This is a genomic window from Terrilactibacillus laevilacticus, assembly GCF_006517395.1.
Lineage (GTDB): Bacteria > Bacillota > Bacilli > Bacillales > Sporolactobacillaceae > Terrilactibacillus > Terrilactibacillus laevilacticus.
Map to the genome: position 1 here is coordinate 89418 of NZ_VDCY01000007.1, position 17657 is coordinate 107074.

The window sequence follows — 17657 nt, forward strand, 5'->3', positions numbered from 1 at the left end:
TTCAAAAAGTCAACAAATGATAAGCGGCGAATCTCGGCGCCCGCTCGTTTATTCCGGTCCTCATGTAGCAAAAACCTACATTCCGGTCCTCAAAACGGCGCCGCCTTGATCTTCTTGCTTCTAATTTGCTCCCTTTTTGAACACGCACTATAAGGCGCAGACAGAAGCCTAGAATGTATCACTACATCTTCGCCTTCTTGGCAACCCGATGCTTATTCGAAGAAGATTATGCTAGTTGCTCTAATACTTTATATTTTAAATTTTTATACTTTCTTAAAGCACAAAAAAAGGTAAGAGACTTCTACCTAAACGGTAGGTAGTCTCTCACCTTTTTTCAATTCATCAAGCTTGATCAAGAACTCATATAGCTTCCGCCATCAACGTGAATCGTTTGGCCCGTCATATAAGAACCGTCATTTGATGCAAGAAGCACATATGGACCAACTAATTCAACAGGTTGTCCCGGACGTTTCATCGGTGTAGATTTACCAAAATTTTTGACTTGCTCAGGAGAAAAAGTTGTTGGAATAAGTGGTGTCCAAATAGGTCCTGGAGCAACCGCATTGACCCTTATACCTTTTGAAGCTAATTCTTTCGCAATACTTCTTGTGTAAGCAACTATTGCTCCTTTTGTACTTGTATAATCCACTAACATGGGATTACCTACAAATGCATTGATTGATGCCGTATTGACAATGGCGCTTCCAGGTTTCATATATTCAAGCGCTTTTTTGGAAAAGTAATAGAATGAAAAGAAATTGGTTTTAAATGTTCTTTCCATTTGATCGGAAGGAACTTCAGTAACACTTTGTTTTGGTGCTTGTTCCCCAGCGTTATTGACAAGAACATCAAGACCGCCTAGTTCAGCAACCGTTTCTTCAACAGCTTGACTAGCAAATGCTTCATCACCTGCATCCCCTTTGAGTAAAAGACAGCGTTGACCTTGTGCTTCAACTCTCTCTTTCGTCAACAAAGCATCTTCATCATTAATATTATAGATAATCGCCACATCGGCGCCTTCTTTTGCATATGCAATGGCAACAGCTCGTCCAATTCCGCTGCTTCCCCCTGTTACTAATGCCACTTTACCATTAAGTTTTCCCGTACCAATATAATTATCATCTTCATATATTGGATTAGGCGTCATTGCCTCTTCTACACCTTGATCTCTGACCAAAGTTTGAGCAGGTTGTCCATTGACTTGTTTGTTTTGTAAATCCATGCTGACATCCTTTCTTTAGAGTATTAATGGTTATAGTATTTTCTACCTCATATTTGGTTCTCTTAAACGCGAAATATCTATTTTCTACGATCAATCAGAACTTGAACTTTAATTCATGATTTTAAGAACGTGGATCATTTGTATTTAACATAATCGAAAAAATAACCAAACATGAAAGTCTGGTCATTTTTTCATCATCTGAACCTCTCATGACAGTCACGAGTGTTCTCGGCTATTTCATAAATTTTTCTTTATACCAAGATTTTGCTTCCATGACTTCATCTCGTGTTAATTGATGTCCTTGATCACCCCAGAATAAGCTGACATCCGCTTTTGCTCCTGAAATCATTTGATTAAGTTCTTCTGTTTCATCTAAAGAACAAAGGGGGTCATTTTTCCCTGCTCCTATAAAAATGGATGTCTCCTGCAAGTCCGGTAGTGTTTTCCCTCTTAAAGGTACCATTGGATGAAATAGAATAGCTCCACGAAGAGCATTTTGATAATGGAATAATAAACTTGCCGCAATATTGGCTCCATTAGAATAACCTACTGCAATAACATTTTGACGATTAAACCCATATTTTTCTGCACTTTCATCCAAGAATTGATTTAATTCTTTTGTACGAAAAATAAGATCTTCTTCATCCAGTACCCCTTCAGCTAAACGCTTAAAAAATCTTGGCATCCCATGTTCAATAATATTGCCTCTCAACCCAAGTAAATGAGCATCTTCTGAAATCATTCTCCCAATGCCAAGTAAATCCTTTTCGTTTCCACCCGTACCGTGAAGAAGTAAAAATGTTGGGCTATTTTTACTCTTTCCCCGTTCAAATATATGCTTCAAGATGATCACCTCTTTGTGTTAAGTGGTTTTAATCGCGCTTCGATTTGTTCCCTTTGCGGTTCAAAGAATGGCGGTAAAGCTAGAGATTCTCCTAGATGCTCCTCGGCTTCATCTGTGGCAAAACCTGGACCATCTGTTGCGAGCTCAAAAAGAATACCGTTAGGCTCTCTAAAATAAAGAGATTTAAAATAAAATCGATCAACGAATCCTGAATTAGGAAAACCAAGTTTCGTTATTTTTTCAATCCATTCTCTTAATTCTTCCTCATTATCAACACGAAAAGCAACATGATGAACCCCGCCTTTTCCTTGACGTTCAGCAGGAAGATCCTTTCTTTCTTCTATATGAACTTCAGCACCTGAGCCGCCTTTACCTATTTCGAATACTAGAATATCCGGTTGGCCAGCTTCATCAGATGCATAACTTCCTTTTTCTCTGAAGCCGAGAACATCTGTTAATACTTTAATTGTAGCTTCTGGATATCGAACGGTTAATTTGACTGGTCCGAGTCCCGTGACACCATTCTCAGCAGGAACTGGACTCTTAGGCCAAGGGAAGCCAGCAGCTACCCCTTGATTATTTTCATCAGATACAAGATAGAATCTTTGTCCTTCGAAATCTTTAAAAGCTAACGTCAAACGCCCGCCTCTATCTTGAATTTCTTCATGCTCCACATTAAATCTTTCAAGGCGATCTTTCCAATACATTAAAGCCTTATCATTAGATACGCGAAGCGATATACCAGAAATACTGCTGACACCCTCCCTATTTGGTGCTATACGAGGTATCTCGAAAAAGGTTAACTCTGTACCTGGATGACCAACTTCATCTCCATAAAAGAGGTGGTAGACGGATGTATCGTCTTGGTTCACCGTTTTCTTAATCAAACGCATACCGAGTATCTCTGTATAAAATTTAAAATTATCTTGTGCATTGGCTGTAAGTGCTGAAACATGGTGTATTCCCTTTAATTCCATGATTATTCCTCCTGACCTTTTTGAAGTTTCCTAAGCAACTCAAGTAGTTGTTTTTGCTCTTGTTTATTTAATGCATGAAATTGTGACGCTTGGTAATTTTCTTGTTTCGGCACAATATTTTGAAAAAGTTTTTCACCTTTATTCGTTAAAGTGAGATACTTTACCTTCCATTCCTGCCTTCGCTCAACTAGTTCTAGTTTCTCCATTTTCCGAATTAGTTGAGTAACATTCCCTTTTGTTACAAATAATTTATTAGCTAAATCCTTTTGAGTGATAGGTTGATGAGACCCTACCTGCGCTAAGACATCAAATTGTGCTGTCGTTAGATCCCACTCTTTTAAATGATGATTCGACTTCCGAATGCTTTGATTATAGAACCGAGATAACCTAAACCAAAGCAAGAGTTCCAAACGAGTTTTACGTTTTAACATTAACAACACTCTTTTCTTATCAGCCATATCCCTTTTCCTATTTCACATCATCAGTTTATAACTAAACTGATGATGTTTCAACTTTTGTGCTTGGATATATATTCAAAACGAATGAATCCCTTTCACATATTAGAGAGAAATTGATGGAAAAAAGTTCTTACTGCTTTAAACTACCTGTTCGAAAGTAAGTCAAAAAAAACACTACCGTTCTGTTATGAGTCTTTGTTATTTTAACAATAAACCTAACAAAAAAAGAGTAGACCGCCAAAAATATACGGTCTACTCTTTTAACAATGAAATAGATTAATTTTTTCTAAGTTTACGAGCAAGTAAATTGCCGAGTGTTTGAATGGCTTGAACCATAATGATGAGAATAATAATGGTTGTATACATGACATCTGGTTGGAATCTTAGATGTCCAAATTGATACGCAATATCTCCAAGGCCACCTGCACCAACTAGACCTGCCATAGCTGTTGCACCAATGAGACCGATTGTAGCAATGGTTAAGCCCAAGACAATCGATGCTCTTGATTCACGAACGATAACGAACCAAATGATCTTATTTGTCGATATTCCCATAGATTGATAGGCTTCAACAACCCCACGGTCAACCTCAAGTAATGCAGATTCAATAAGCCTCGCAATGTATGGGGCTGTATAAACGACCAATGGAACAATAACCCCTTGAACTCCAATTGTCGTTTGTGCAACAAGTCTTGTAAAAGGAAGAATAAAGAATAGCAAGATGATAAAAGGGATAGAGCGAATAATATTAATCACCGTATTCAATATCGCATATACGATTCGATTTTCAGCTTCTCCGCCCTTTCTCGTTAACACCAGTAAAATGGCAAGCGGTAATCCAATAATAATGGAAATAATTAAAGAGATGGATGTCATTTTTAATGTATCAATAAAGCCTTGCCAAATAGTATCTCCCCATTCATTAATAAAGGAACTCATCAGTTACTCACCTCTTCTACAAGAACTTCCCCAGCTTGAAGATAGGAAATGGCTTTTTTAATTTCTGGTTCTTCGCCTTTTAAATGAACCAATAAATTACCAACAGATTGATCCTTTAATTGATCAATTCCTCCAGCAATAATACTTGGCAAGATATCGAACTTTTTGGCAATTGTCGCTAAGAATGGATCTTTTGATGATTCACCAAGGAAAGTAAGAGCAACCAGTTTACCCGATTTCTCAAGTTGTTTTTTTATCGCTTCAGGGACATGAAAGACGTCTTTGTTTCTTACAAAACTTTTCGTCCTAGGATGTTTAGGCTTTGTAAAGACATCTACAACTTTTCCTTGTTCCACGATCTGGCCTTGTTCCATGACAGCCACACGGTCACAGATTCGTTGGATAACATCCAGTTCGTGTGTAATAAGAAAAATCGTAATTCCGAGTTCTCTATTAATTTTTAAAAGTAGCTCTAAAATTTGTTCAGTGGTTGTGGGATCAAGTGCACTCGTTGCTTCATCACTAAGCAAAACCTCTGGTTCATGAGCCAAGGCACGCGCAATAGCGACACGCTGCCTTTGCCCACCAGAAAGTTCACCAGGATAGGATTTTGCTTTATCGGCGAGTCCAACAATCCCTAAATATTTCTTCACTCGTTCTTTAATCTCAGCTGCAGGTACCCCCTCCAATCGAAGCGGTATAGCTATATTTTGATAGACCGTTGCCGTCTTCAATAAGTTGTAACCTTGGAAAATCATACCGATATTCCGGCGTACTTTCTGAAGATCTTTCTTTTTTAAAGTTAAAATATCGGTACCATCAATGATCACTTTTCCACTTGTTGGTCTTTCAAGTAAATTAACGCAACGAATTAATGTACTTTTCCCTGCACCACTAAAACCAATGATACCGAAAATTTCGCCTTTATCAATCTCAACTGAAACATCTTTTAATGCTTCAACTTTCTTCTTACCGACTTCAAAAGTTTTTGATACATTTTGCAGACTGATCATAATTTACAAGTCCTCCTTACCAAGCAGGTACAACCGAACCACCAAATTGTTTTGCGATATAAGCTTTAACTTCGTCTGAGTGATAATATTTTTCAATTGTTTTTACAACTTTATCTTTTTTATTTTCTGTACGAACTACAAAATAGTTCGGATACGGGTTGTTTTTAATGGGTTCATGGTAAATCGCATCTTTGTTAATCGTTAATCCGGCACCCATCGCAAAGTTTGTATTAATGGCTGCAGCAGTTACTTCATTAAGTTGTGCTGGAAGAGATTCAGCATTGAGTTCTTTAATTTGTAAGTTCAATTTATTTTCAACAACATCTTTTTTCGTTGCTTTTTGTGAAACACCGTCTTTTAATTTGATAACACCAGCTGCTTCAAACAATTGCAAGGCACGTAATTCATTTGCCGGGTCGTTCGGTACCGCAATTGAATCGCCTTTTTTAAGATCTTTCAAGCTTTTGATTTTTTTAGAATATACGCCCATTGGAAAAGCAACGGTTTTGAAAACATCGGTAATTTTGTAGCCTTTGTCTTTTATTTGTCCTTTTAAGAATGGAAGTGTTTGATAGCTATTTGTATCTAAGCTGCCTTCGCTTAAAGCCGTATTTGGTGTATTGTAATCGTTAAATACTTTCAAATTGATTTTCAAACCGTCTTTTTTAGCTAGTTTCGCAACTTGTTCCATTATTTGTTGGTGAGGACCACCCGTTACTCCTACTGTAACTTCTTTTGTGCTTAATTCTTTTGAACCGTTTTGACCGCATGCTGACAAAGCAAACAATAAAATAATAGCTAAACCAATTGATAAAATTTTTACTGATTTCTTCATTTCTTTTCCCCCTGTTCTTAGTGTTTTACTATGAATTGTGTCTGAAAATTAAAATATCTTCTATCTAGTTTTTATTCCCAAAAAACCGCTCCTCGATAGAGAAGCGGTTTGAATGACTCTACTTCTCTTATCTTTCAAAACCATATAGGTTTTGTAGGAATTAGCACCTGAACCCTTAAAAAAGGCTTGGTTGCCGGGTTTCATCGGGCCTTTCCCTCCACCGCTCTAGATAAGATGATATTCAATTCTTTTCAGTATGTTTACTATACATGGTTTCGTCGAATATTGTCAACAAATTTTTATTTTTCTTTATATAGGTTGTTCAAAAAGTCACCAAATGATAAGCTACGAATCTCGGTGCCCACTCGTTTTTCCGGTCCTCATGTAGCGGATACAAGAGGATCTCTGGCCAAAACCGCTCACGTCCTGTGGCTGGCGCCTGAAGCTACCACAACGCGAGGAATGCCGATCCTCAAAACAGCGCCGCCTTGATCTTCCGACGCCCAGGACGGCTAGTACTGGCGTTTCTTTCAGGATGCCAGCGTACTTACCCAGCACCCTTTTCGTTTGTCACCTTTTTGAACACACACTTATAGAGAAAAAATGACCAGATTTAGTTTATATGAATTAAGATCATCTATTAAAGTTTAACGGAGGCGATATTGTCTTTTATAACGCTAGCTGAATTTTTAAATAATGCTTGCTCTTTTTCATCAAGATCCAGTTCAATGACTTGTTTTAAGCCTTCTCGGCAAAGAATCCCTGGTACACCAATGGCAAGATCATTTTGGCCATACTCGCCTACCAATACAGCAGAGACCGGAGATACTGTATATGCATCGTTAAGAATGGACTTCGCTATAAAGGCAAGGGCATTGCCTATTCCATATTCTGTTTTTCCTTTACGATTAAAAACATTCCAGCCTTCACGTTTCGCATGTTCCGAAAGTTCATCAAAGTTGAAAGCCTCAATGTTCTCTTTATGATCCTCGATATATTCACGAATTGGTTTCCCGCCAACAGAAACGTGTGACCAAGCACCAAATTGTGATTCACCATGTTCTCCTAACATATAAGCGGTAATGCTGCGTGAATCGACATGCAAATGTTCAGATAAAAGTTTTCTAAAACGACTGCTATCTAGGGCCGTTCCCGTACCAATAACTTGATTACGTGGTAAACCTGATAGTTTCCAAGTTAAATAGGTAATCACATCACATGGATTCGTCGCCACAACATATATACCGTTAAATCCAGCTTCTTTTAAAGGCGGGATAATGTCCTTAATTATAGCAGATGTGCCCTTTAACAAATCTAATCGAGTTTCTCCTGGTTTTAACGGTTCACCCGCCACACTAATTAAAATAACATCGCAATCTTTTAAGTCCAATAGTTCACCAGATTTCACTTTTGTTCTAGAAGATAAAAAACCAATACTATCTGCAAAATCTATAGCTTCTCCAATCGCTTTTTCCTTTTTGATGTCCACTAGTGTTAATTCCTCACAAATCCCTTGATGAATAACGGAGAAAGCCGCCGCACTCCCCACGTTTCCTACTCCTATAATACCCATTCGTCTTATAGATCCTGTCATCTATGTATCCCCCTTGCTGGTTTTTTACACATACCTTTTTATACTATTATCATAGCGTTTCTACTGAATTTAAACAATGTTTAGTCTTTTGGATTATCTAAAGAAATTTTATTAGTTAAACCGTTTTGTTTCAGATAAATTAAAAAAGGGCTCTTCTTAATGCTAAAAAGCAGAAGAAGAGCTAAAAGTGTATGTTCAAAAAGGTGACAAATTAGAAGCAAGAAGATCAAGGCGGCGCTGTTTTGCGGACCGGCATTCCACACGATGTGGTAGCTTCAACGTTGCTCACAGGACGTGAGCGATTTTAGCCAGAGATCCTCTTGTATCCGCTACATGAGGACCGGAAAAAACAAGCGGGCGCCGAGATTCGCAAGTTATCATTTGGTGACTTTTTGAACAACCTCTATTAGTTTAACCGTTTTTTTCAGATAAATTTAAAAAAAGCTCTTCTTAATGCTGAAAAGCAAAAGAAGAGCTAAAAGGTGGGGTGTGTACTACCTATTCATTCAATCTTATCTACCAAGTCTTTCGTTGACTTGCTGGGAAAACTAAAGTATTTATTAAAAATACTCTCTAAAGTCATTATGACTGATATCCCATGACAAGAACAATTAGGTTAGTATACCAATCAATTTAGTTGGTATTAATGCAGTACTTACTATACAGACAATTTCTTATCTCGTCAACTATTTTTTTGTTGGTAATGAGGAACCCCGGCGCCGAATTGAGCCACTTTCGGATTTATTGAGGAACTCCAGCGCCGAATTGAGCCACTTTCGGATTTATTGAGGAACTTCGACGCCGAATTGAGCCACTTCTAGATTTATTGAGGAACTCCAGCGCCGAATTGAGCCACTTTCGGATTTATTGAGGAACTCCAGCGCCGAATTGAGCCACTTTCGGATTTATTGAGGAACTTCGGCACCGAATTATGCTACTTCTGGATTCGTATATAAACTCTACATAAAATGACACTATACATTTAAAAACTTAACACAAACAGGATCATGCACTTCTGGTTCTCCATCTACCAACGTCAGCTTTCCGGTTTCTTCATCTCGAATAAATAAGACAAGATTGTTCGAGTTTTGGTTGGCTGCGATAAGGAATTTTTCGGTTGGATCTAAAGAAAAATCTCTTGGGCCTTTTCCCTCTGTAGAAGTAATTTCAACTAACGTCAATTTTCCCGTTTTATCGTCTACTTCAAATACACCAATACTGTCGTGTCCGCGCGTTGCTGTATAGACAAAGCGTCCATCACGAGTGATGTGAATAGCACTGCCGCTGCTAGTTTCTTTATAACCTTCTGGTAAGGTCGATTGGTATTCAATGATAGAAAAACGACCATCTTCAGCATTAAATTTTAGTGAAACCACTTCAGAAGTTAATTCTGTCATGACGTAAGCATAGGGTTTTGTAGGATGAAAAACAAGGTGACGCACACCACTAGCTGGACTAAAGTCAAGTGTATGGACTGTTTTTAATGTATTTTTCTCGATTTTGTATGTAACCAGTTGGTCTGTTCCAAGATCGACGACAACGACGAACTTTTGATCTGGGGTAAAAGCGGAATAATGGATATGCGGGGCTTCCTGTCTTTCTTCATAATGCCCTGACCCTTCATGTCTAACAATCGAAACAGCTGGACTAATAGAGCCATCGTCTTTTACTAAATAAAGGCCAACCGTACCTTTATGGTAATTTGATGATAGGAGATGACTATTTTCTTTATTTATACCGACGTAACAAGGAGCTGCCCCCTCGAGAAGTTCGTGATTAATTGGTTTTAAATCATTCGTCTCCGCATCAATCAAAAAGGACGCTACCCCTCCTGATGTCCCCTCTTTTATGACTGAATAAAGATACTTATTATCTTCACTAATGGCTAAATATGTAGGATTATCTATTGTACCAGCAAGCTCAACATCTGTAATTTTAGGCTTGTCCGTATCTAAAGTAAAACGATAAATACCTTGGCTTTCACCATTGGTATACGTTCCAATGTAGCCAATGAACTGTTTTGAGTTAGCCATTCAAAACCCTCCTTCAATTTTATAAGACATTATAGCACATCTGATTTCAAGACTTCTTTAAATAACTCTGTTAGTTTCAGATTATCAAACGCTTTCAAAATGACTCTTTTGCTATTAAATACACCATAAAAAGCAGAACAGATCAAGTGATTTGTTCTGCTTTTAAAATGACTTACTCTTTTAGTTAAATTCCTACGCTTGCTCCATTGCCTCTCGGATCAACACCGCCTTTTAAAAATCCTTGGTCATCAATGAGAATGGCTTGAGCTTGGCCCATGACTTTATCAAATGAATTCACAATATTCACTTGATGCTTCGCTTGCTTTAACTCTGTCACGGATTTCTCATCAACTCGGTCTTCTATTTTGAGTTCTTGGGTCTCTTCGCCCCATGTTTTTCCCCAGACGAATCTAGGTTCATTTAGAGCTTGCTGTGGCTCCATACCATAGTCAATCATTCGGGTAATAATGGCTGTTTGGGTTTGAGGCTGCCCCTCCCCCCCTTGCGTTCCATATAGAATCCTTGGCTTGCCATCTTTACAAGCCATAGCAGGCATAAGCGTGTGGAACGTCCGTTTATTGGGTTCTAACGTATTAACATGCTCTGGGTCTAAAGAAAAGAAAGATCCCCGATTCTGCATGATAATGCCTGTATTTCCTGCTACGACACCTGAACCATATTCAAAATAAAGACTTTGAATAAACGAGACGGCGTTTCCCTCTTTATCAACAACCGCTGCATAAGCCGTGTCACTTCCCATTGATGGCGATTGAACCTCATTCGAATTTACATCTATGGAAGAGGCAAGTTCTTTTGCGAATGTTTTACTTAACAACCGGTCTAATGGTATATCAAAAAACTCTGGATCCGTAAGAACTTGATTTCGTTCATGAATCCCCTTTTTTATAGCTTCAACTAACAGATGATAATACTCAAAAGAGCCATGCTTAATTTTTCCAAAATCGTAATTTTCTAAAATATTGAGGACTAATAGACCAATAAATCCTTGTGAGTTTGGTGGGACTTGATACATAGTATAATCACGATAAGTCGCTGAAATAGGTGTGACCCATTCTCCATGATGTGACGCAAAATCCTCTTCTGTCAACAAGCCCCCTTGACCTTGCAAATAGGAAACGATAGCCTGTGCAACTTCACCTTTATAAAATATATCTCTACCAAACTCTGATATCGCTGATAATGTTCTTGCCAAGTCTTTTTGTATAAAGCGTTCACCTATTTCAGGTATTTTCCCATTTGGCATGTATATATCCGAAGTAATCGGAGTTTCCGAAAGTAATTTGGTATTTATTTTGGTATTAAAATGCTGATCTTCAGAGAAAGGGAAGCCATGTTCAGCGTAATCAATCGCAGGCTCAAGAACTTCCGCTAAAGTCATACTTCCATACTCATTCAAAATGGCGTCCCAACTGTCTACCATACCAGGGACTGTAATGATGCTCTCTATCCCACGAAAAGGAATACTGCTTTTACCAGCAAAGGCCCCTCTTGTCACTTTACCTCCTGATCGGCCACTTCCATTATAAGCCCGAATAGTCTTATCTTTGTTGCGATAAGTCAGCCAAAATGAATCTCCGCCTAATCCAGTCATATGAGGATAGACAACGGCAAGGCAACCACTCACAGCCACCGCTGCATCAAAGGCATTTCCTCCTTTTTGCAAGATTTGATTTCCTGCCATTGAAGCCAGATAATGCGGACTAACAACCATCTGTCTAGTCCCAATAATGGATTGATTCACCAAAAAGACCCCTTTCTAACGCACTATCAGTATTTATAATTATTCGAATTATTTTAAGAAAGAAAACCTTAAAATTCATGTTAGATGATCCTTTGAACTTAGTCAAGACCGTTCAACCTATTCGTTGTTAGTTTTTCAATAAATGGAGTTATTTGTAACTTTCCGTAAGAAATAAGTATCATAACGTATATATAATGAATATAATTATTTCGAAACGTAATTTATCATAAACCAATATATCCTACCTTCTTTTCCTTTTTAAAAGATTTAAGCTAAGAACATATTTAATAAAACATCATTTACTTCTATTCGTTTATCGTTTATTCTAATAATTGATATAACGTAAGAATATACTGTGTAATACTAACGAATAGAAATGTTTTGATTTAGTTAAAGTACGATATGTTAGGCTGAATTTAGATAAGAGAGGATGAAAAAGACATGAATCCTGCAGCATTTGAACTTCCTGAATCGAAACTAGATGAAATCGATAAAAAAATACTTACGATTTTCCATGAAGATGGAAGAATCTCCTTTACGGATCTTGGAAAACGAGTTGGATTATCCCGAGTAGCTGTTGCTACCCGTGTAACGAACTTAATGGAAAAAGGCATTATTGAAAAATTTACTGCCGTCATTAATCCTTCTCAAATTGGGATGGATGTTTCAGCCTTTTACAATGTCGAAGTTGAACCTCAACATCTTCAATCGGTTGCTGAACAATTATCACTTGATCCTGCTGTGACAAGCCTTTATCACATGACTGGACCAAGTAAACTACACATGCATGGGATCTTCTCGAGCAATAAAGAGATGGAAAACTTCCTTGTTGAAAAATTGTATCCAATGGAAGGCGTTATTAGTGTCGATTGCCAAGTTCTCATTAAACGTTATAAAAGCCGTATGGGTATGAAACTATAATAAATGAAGAGGTGAATCATTATGAGTCATACATATAAAGATCTAGTAATTGCTATGGTTCGTACCGGCATTCTTGGTTATGGTGGCGGACCATCCGTCATGCCGTTATTTAGACATGAAGCCGTTAACCGTTATCATTGGTTAGAAGATGAAGAATTTGGTGAAGTCCTAGCATTAGCGAATGCCCTGCCTGGACCCATTGCAACCAAAATTGCAGGCTATCTTGGTTATCGAACGAAAGGCTCTCTAGGCGCTGCTGTTGCGATTATTGCACATATTCTCCCAACTTGTTTAGCGATGATTGCCCTTGCTTCCTTAATCAGTGTTCTAAAAAGCTCTCCATTTATTGAAGGCATGATTGCAGCCGTTTTACCTGTTATTGCCGTCATGCTTGGCCAAATGGCTTATAAGTTTGGGAGTAAAGCTGTGAAAGGGTTAGGTTGGGTATTAGGGTTTGCTACCTTTATCATCGCTTTCGTTATGCTTCAAATTATTCCGGTCCATCCCGCCATCGTCATCATTCTTTTTCTAGCCTATGGGACGGTTCATTATAAACTTAAAAACAAAATCAACAAACACCATGATAGAGACCGGGAGGCCATATAATGATGAGTTTAATTTCCGTTTTTCTAGGTTTTTTTGTCGCTAATATTCTGGGTTATGGTGGTGGTCCATCGTCCATTCCTCTTATGTATCAAGAAGTGGTTACCCACTATCAGTGGCTAACAAATATCGACTTTTCTAACATGCTAGCCCTAGGCAACGCCTTACCTGGCCCGATATCCACCAAAATTGCTGCCTATGTCGGCTATAACGTTTCGGGGGTTTTTGGTGTTATCGTGGCTGTCGTTGCTACAATTGCACCTTCATCCATTGCCCTTATTCTTTTACTAAAGTTGCTTCAAAAACACCGTCAATCTTCAGTCGTTAAAGGAATGACATTACTTGTACAGCCTGTTATTGCCATTATGATGATTGTATTAACATGGCAAATGGGAAGAGATTCCATCCATTCACTGGGACCTATTCAAGCCATCATTATTGCTGCCATATCGTTTCTAGCCATGACAAAATTAAAAGTTCATCCAGCTATCGTTATTATTATTGCTTTTATTTATGGTGGACTTGTTGTTCCTCATCTTCATATTTAATTAATACTAAAAGAACAGGTCAGACGGCCTGTTCTTTTAGAGGTTGTTCAAAAAGTCACCAAATGATAAGCTACGAATCTCGGCGCCTTCTCGTTTTTTCCGGTCCTCATGTAGCGGATACAAGAGGATCTCTGGCTAAAATCGCTCACGTCCTGTGGCTGGCGCCTGAAGCTACCACAACGCGAGGAATGCCGGTCCTCGGGAACTTGCCGCCGCTCTTAGCCTTCCGACGCCCAGGACGGGCAAGTAACTGGCGTTTCTTTCAGGACGCCAGCGTACTTAGCCAGTAACCCTTTTCAATTGTCACCTTTTTGAACATGCACTTTTAGTATTCATTCATCTCCTTGAAGTAAGCTTTTTCTTATTTTGAGCTTCTCTTCATTTGAAATCTTGGTTTTACCATTGTAAAGAGCTTTTTCCCAATGTCCGTACATAGGGTTTGGAAACACTATAAATTTATTTCCAAAGGCACGCTTCATTTTATCCACTTTATTTCTTCTATCTTTTATCGTTGGGTACTCAAATCCCTCAAAATCTGATAAGTTGTCGCCAAAATAAAGTAAAATGCGATGCGTCTTTGCAACGAGTTTACGTCGTCGATTCTTATTTTTCTCGTGATCCCTTTTTAAAAGGACGTGATTCTCTGTAACCTGAGGTGCATCGATATTTTTAAGATTAAGCATCGTTCGTTTTAAGGTTTTATCTGAGCGATCTGAAATATAATAGATATCAACCCCTCTTCGATCGGCTTCTTTTAAAAAGTCTAAGGCCCCTGGTAACGGCTCTGCCTTTGCTTTGGCAATCCATTTGCGCCATTCCTTTTCATTCAAAGAGCCTTGACCAACTTTTGAAAATTTAGCGTCTAGCGGACTATTGTTGACAATCGTTTCATCTACATCCAATACAACCCCTGGCTTCTTACTGTATTTCTTTTTTAAAGCTTGTTTCAACTTTTCAGTTCCAATATTATAACCTTGATAATAGAGTGCTTGAGCTTCTCCAGATGTTTGAAACCATAAATCTGCCATTATGCTCTGTTCGTTAGTTTGCTCTTTATGATTCATTCCATCTTTTGCATATGAACTTTGAGTATCAAAGATGAATGTCACACATAAAAGAGCCATGATTAAACAATTTAGTTTTCTTCTCATTATAAGTCATTCCTTTCACACAATTTCCGTTTGATTACAATGAATAGTTTGACTTAATTCAATGTTTTTATGTGAAGGAATCTTAAACTACCAGTAAAAAAAGGAACTTCAATCATTGGGGATTTGCCAATATCAAAGTTCCGTTATTCGTAACTTACTATTGATCTTTTCATCGATCTTGCCATGATATAATTGACACAAATTACACCGAAAATCCTATACCGCTTAATCTTGTCGCACCAGAAAAGAGAGAAAAAGAGATCCAAGCACAGTTACTGAGACCATCTTTCAATCACATCAATACATCATCTATATCCTATATTTTATTTAAAGACTTGCGTAATGACTGTGATGCGATATGTAAATTTGGACAAGATTGTTTCCGTTCTTCAAAAAATATGTAAAATGGTCTGAATTTTCAACTATGCAAACAAAAGCATTCGATTTATTCCCATTATTTAGTCAAAAATTGCGGTGACAAGTAAGTCACCGCATAGCATCTATATTACTTCTATCTTGCCTCATCCATCCCGCGATTAGCAAGTTCATCCGCACGTTCATTCAATTCAACACCATTATGTCCCTTTACTTTATTAAAACGAATGGTATCCTGCATTTTTGAAAGTTCATATAATCTCATCCATAACTCTTTATTTTTAACCGGTTTATTGCCAGCTGTTTTCCAACCTTTTTTAATCCAGCCTTGAACCCAGCTTGTCATACCATTCACAACATAGGCACTATCGGCATGAATATCGACTGGAATGTGAGTTGTTTTAATGGCTTCAAGTGCCTTTATTGCGGCAGTCAGCTCCATCACGTTATTTGTTGTATTTAAGGCGCCTCCATAAAGTTCTTTCGTATTACCTTTGTATTGAAGAACCACTCCCCATCCGCCAACGTTATGATCACTTTGGTTGCCTCTGCAGCCACCATCACAATAAATTACGATGTTTTCCATTTTATCACCTCTTGCGTTTTAGTCACTGTCCTTACTATACACTAATGTCTCGATTTTTTCTTTCATCTAATCAAAGATTACTTCCTACCATCTTAATTACAGAATCACTAGCAGGCACCTGCTTGCTCTCTAGTTTACTAAAGCTCTTTACGGGTATATTTTGATTACATGTCAGACCGTGAAATTGCTTAACTTATAAAGTTAGTTGTGAAAACGCCTTTTTAAGCTCTATTTAATGGAGTAAAAGATTGCATTAATAAGGTGGAGGTGGCATTAACCCGAAGTCCGAGATGTAATAATTCAAACCTTAGGAAAAAATTTTGAGACGTGATCTGTTTTTTTGAATATTTGACTAGTCCATAAATTCGACTGGAGATGGTTTTCTTTTGAGAACTCATAATAAAGTGAAAAAACATCAATCAAAAATAACATTAAAAGAAAATTTGGGTTATGGTATAGGAGATTTCGCAAGTAACCTTATTTATGCTTCGATCAGTGCTTTCATAACCTATTTCTATACAGACATTGTTGGAGGGATTTCGGCTGGAATCATCGGTACGATTATGTTTGCTTCTCGTATACTTGATGGGTTTACAGATATCGGGATGGGAATCATTACCGATAAAACAAAATCAAAACATGGGAAAGCTCGTACTTGGATCTTTTGGTTAACCATTCCATTCGCCCTTTCCACTATCTTGGTCTTTACTGTCCCTGATCTTAATTTAATAGGTAAAATAATCTATATCGTTGTGACCTATAATTTGTTTAATCTTATTTATACAGGTATTAATGTTCCGTATGGTGTATTAAACTCATTAATTACTCGTCATCAATTTAGTCGGAGTATGTTAAATATTTATCGAATGGCTTGTGCGGTGATAGGTACGGTACTCGTAACAGGATTGACAATCCCTATTACAAATCTCTTTGGAGGTAGTCAAAGAGGTTGGATCATCACTTATGTTTTTTATTCTGTAATAAGTATGCTCGCTTTTTTTATCACCTTTAAGACGACAAAAGAAAGAGTTAGACAACCGAAACGAAAAAAGGATGTCCCCCTACATCAAGGATTTAAGGCTCTCTTTAGGAATAAATATTGGATTATTTTGGTCATGTTCCTTATTGTTTCATTTACATTGATCGGTTTAGCTAGTGCTATTAATGTATATTACGCTCATATTATTCTAAAAGATTCATCACTCGTTGGAGTCCTTGGAGTAGCCTTAAATATTCCTCAACTGTTAGGATTATTCCTTATGCCGAAATTAATCGCCCATGTGGGAAAAAGAAACACCATGATCATTGGGATCATTATTAGTTTATTAGGATCCATCCCGATGATCATTGATCCAACGAGTATTACATTCATCGTAATAGGGCTATTTGTTCGTGGTTTAGGATTTGCTAGTGTTGTTGGCTCACAGTTTGCGATGATAGCGGATACCATCGAATATGGTGAATGGAAAACAGGAATTCGTACGGAGGGGTTAACCTATAGTGCAGGTAGCTTTGGAACAAAAGCAGGAAATGGCCTAGCTATTGCGTTAGTTGGCTGGATTTTATCCCTAACGCACTATAGCGGGGGTTCTTCACACCAACCTGATACCGCTGCGGCAGGTATTTGTTTCATGTTTATCTATTTACCTATTATCTTATCTATCATTCAAATTATTTTATTATTATTCTATAAAGTTGACAAAATCTATCCACGTATTATCAATGATTTATTAAAACGACGTGAAAAATGGAAGGTAAAAAATCCATCATAATTGAAGGCAACAAGGACACATTGC

The 17657-nt window shown here is 37.8% G+C and carries 17 protein-coding genes and 1 riboswitch; of the genes, 5 read left to right on the forward strand and 12 right to left on the reverse strand.

The window, feature by feature from the left end; genetic code table 11:
- Window positions 1–352: 352 nt before the first annotated feature.
- The 7 genes from FG390_RS09855 to FG390_RS09885 all read right to left on the reverse strand — a co-directional run bounded on the left by FG390_RS09855 (window position 353) and on the right by FG390_RS09885 (window position 6288).
- Window positions 353–1222 (reverse strand): SDR family oxidoreductase, encoded by an 870-nt coding sequence (locus tag FG390_RS09855; protein ID WP_141190860.1) that lies wholly within the window; start codon window positions 1220–1222, stop codon window positions 353–355.
- A gap of 232 nt (window positions 1223–1454) precedes the next feature.
- A complete protein-coding gene (locus FG390_RS09860) occupies window positions 1455–2066 on the reverse strand; it encodes an alpha/beta hydrolase (protein ID WP_141190861.1) in 612 nt (203 codons plus the stop codon).
- Between the two features lie 5 nt (window positions 2067–2071).
- The gene (locus FG390_RS09865) at window positions 2072–3043 is read right to left on the reverse strand and encodes a ring-cleaving dioxygenase (protein ID WP_141190862.1); all 972 of its coding nucleotides are present in this window, start codon (window positions 3041–3043) and stop codon (window positions 2072–2074) included.
- A gap of 2 nt (window positions 3044–3045) precedes the next feature.
- Window positions 3046–3474 (reverse strand): MarR family winged helix-turn-helix transcriptional regulator, encoded by a 429-nt coding sequence (locus FG390_RS09870; RefSeq protein ID WP_246092808.1) that lies wholly within the window; start codon window positions 3472–3474, stop codon window positions 3046–3048.
- A gap of 303 nt (window positions 3475–3777) precedes the next feature.
- Window positions 3778–4440 carry a methionine ABC transporter permease gene (locus FG390_RS09875; RefSeq protein ID WP_141190864.1) on the reverse strand — a complete coding sequence of 221 codons (663 nt, stop codon included), beginning with the start codon at window positions 4438–4440 and terminating at the stop codon, window positions 3778–3780.
- On the reverse strand, window positions 4440–5453 hold the full coding sequence (locus FG390_RS09880) for a methionine ABC transporter ATP-binding protein (RefSeq protein ID WP_141190865.1): 1014 nt from the start codon (window positions 5451–5453) through the stop codon (window positions 4440–4442). Before FG390_RS09880 ends, FG390_RS09875 begins: the two co-directional genes overlap by 1 nt.
- Window positions 5454–5469: 16 nt before the next feature.
- Complete coding sequence (locus FG390_RS09885) at window positions 5470–6288, reverse strand: MetQ/NlpA family ABC transporter substrate-binding protein (protein ID WP_141190866.1); 819 nt, start codon at window positions 6286–6288, stop codon at window positions 5470–5472.
- Window positions 6289–6412: 124 nt separating this feature from the next.
- Window positions 6413–6524: riboswitch (SAM riboswitch) on the reverse strand.
- A gap of 252 nt (window positions 6525–6776) precedes the next feature.
- Here FG390_RS09885 and FG390_RS16245 point away from each other — a divergent pair.
- The gene (locus FG390_RS16245; protein ID WP_141190867.1) at window positions 6777–6884 is read left to right on the forward strand and encodes a DUF3667 domain-containing protein; all 108 of its coding nucleotides are present in this window, start codon (window positions 6777–6779) and stop codon (window positions 6882–6884) included.
- Window positions 6885–6928: 44 nt separating this feature from the next.
- Here the strand turns inward: FG390_RS16245 and FG390_RS09895 are convergent, their stop codons facing one another.
- The 3 genes from FG390_RS09895 to ggt form a co-directional block, all read right to left on the reverse strand.
- On the reverse strand, window positions 6929–7882 hold the full coding sequence (locus FG390_RS09895; RefSeq protein ID WP_141190868.1) for an L-lactate dehydrogenase: 954 nt from the start codon (window positions 7880–7882) through the stop codon (window positions 6929–6931).
- Between the two features lie 974 nt (window positions 7883–8856).
- Complete coding sequence (locus tag FG390_RS09900) at window positions 8857–9915, reverse strand: lactonase family protein (RefSeq protein WP_141190869.1); 1059 nt, start codon at window positions 9913–9915, stop codon at window positions 8857–8859.
- 184 nt (window positions 9916–10099) lie between these two features.
- On the reverse strand, window positions 10100–11677 hold the full coding sequence (gene ggt / locus FG390_RS09905) for a gamma-glutamyltransferase (RefSeq protein ID WP_141190870.1): 1578 nt from the start codon (window positions 11675–11677) through the stop codon (window positions 10100–10102).
- Window positions 11678–12118: 441 nt separating this feature from the next.
- Between ggt and chrS the strand changes: the two genes are divergently transcribed.
- Genes chrS through chrA form a run of 3 tightly spaced genes read left to right on the forward strand, consistent with a single transcriptional unit; the run spans window position 12119 to window position 13749 of the window.
- Window positions 12119–12598: a chromate efflux transcriptional regulator ChrS gene (gene chrS / locus FG390_RS09910; RefSeq protein ID WP_141190871.1), complete on the forward strand. Its 480-nt coding sequence runs from the start codon at window positions 12119–12121 to the stop codon at window positions 12596–12598.
- 18 nt (window positions 12599–12616) lie between these two features.
- On the forward strand, window positions 12617–13204 hold the full coding sequence (chrB, locus tag FG390_RS09915) for a chromate efflux transporter ChrB (RefSeq protein WP_181406456.1): 588 nt from the start codon (window positions 12617–12619) through the stop codon (window positions 13202–13204).
- A 2-nt stretch (window positions 13205–13206) separates the two neighbouring features.
- Window positions 13207–13749, forward strand: coding sequence for a chromate efflux transporter ChrA (chrA, locus tag FG390_RS09920; RefSeq protein ID WP_141190916.1), 543 nt, complete (start codon window positions 13207–13209; stop codon window positions 13747–13749).
- A gap of 332 nt (window positions 13750–14081) precedes the next feature.
- Here chrA and FG390_RS09925 read toward each other — a convergent pair whose 3' ends face one another.
- Both FG390_RS09925 and rnhA read right to left on the reverse strand, forming a co-directional pair.
- On the reverse strand, window positions 14082–14900 hold the full coding sequence (locus FG390_RS09925) for a 5'-nucleotidase, lipoprotein e(P4) family (protein WP_141190873.1): 819 nt from the start codon (window positions 14898–14900) through the stop codon (window positions 14082–14084).
- 511 nt (window positions 14901–15411) lie between these two features.
- Window positions 15412–15861 (reverse strand): ribonuclease HI, encoded by a 450-nt coding sequence (rnhA, locus tag FG390_RS09930; RefSeq protein ID WP_141190874.1) that lies wholly within the window; start codon window positions 15859–15861, stop codon window positions 15412–15414.
- A 386-nt stretch (window positions 15862–16247) separates the two neighbouring features.
- Between rnhA and FG390_RS09935 the strand changes: the two genes are divergently transcribed.
- Window positions 16248–17633: an MFS transporter gene (locus FG390_RS09935; protein ID WP_141190875.1), complete on the forward strand. Its 1386-nt coding sequence runs from the start codon at window positions 16248–16250 to the stop codon at window positions 17631–17633.
- The last annotated feature ends 24 nt before the right edge of the window (window positions 17634–17657 follow it).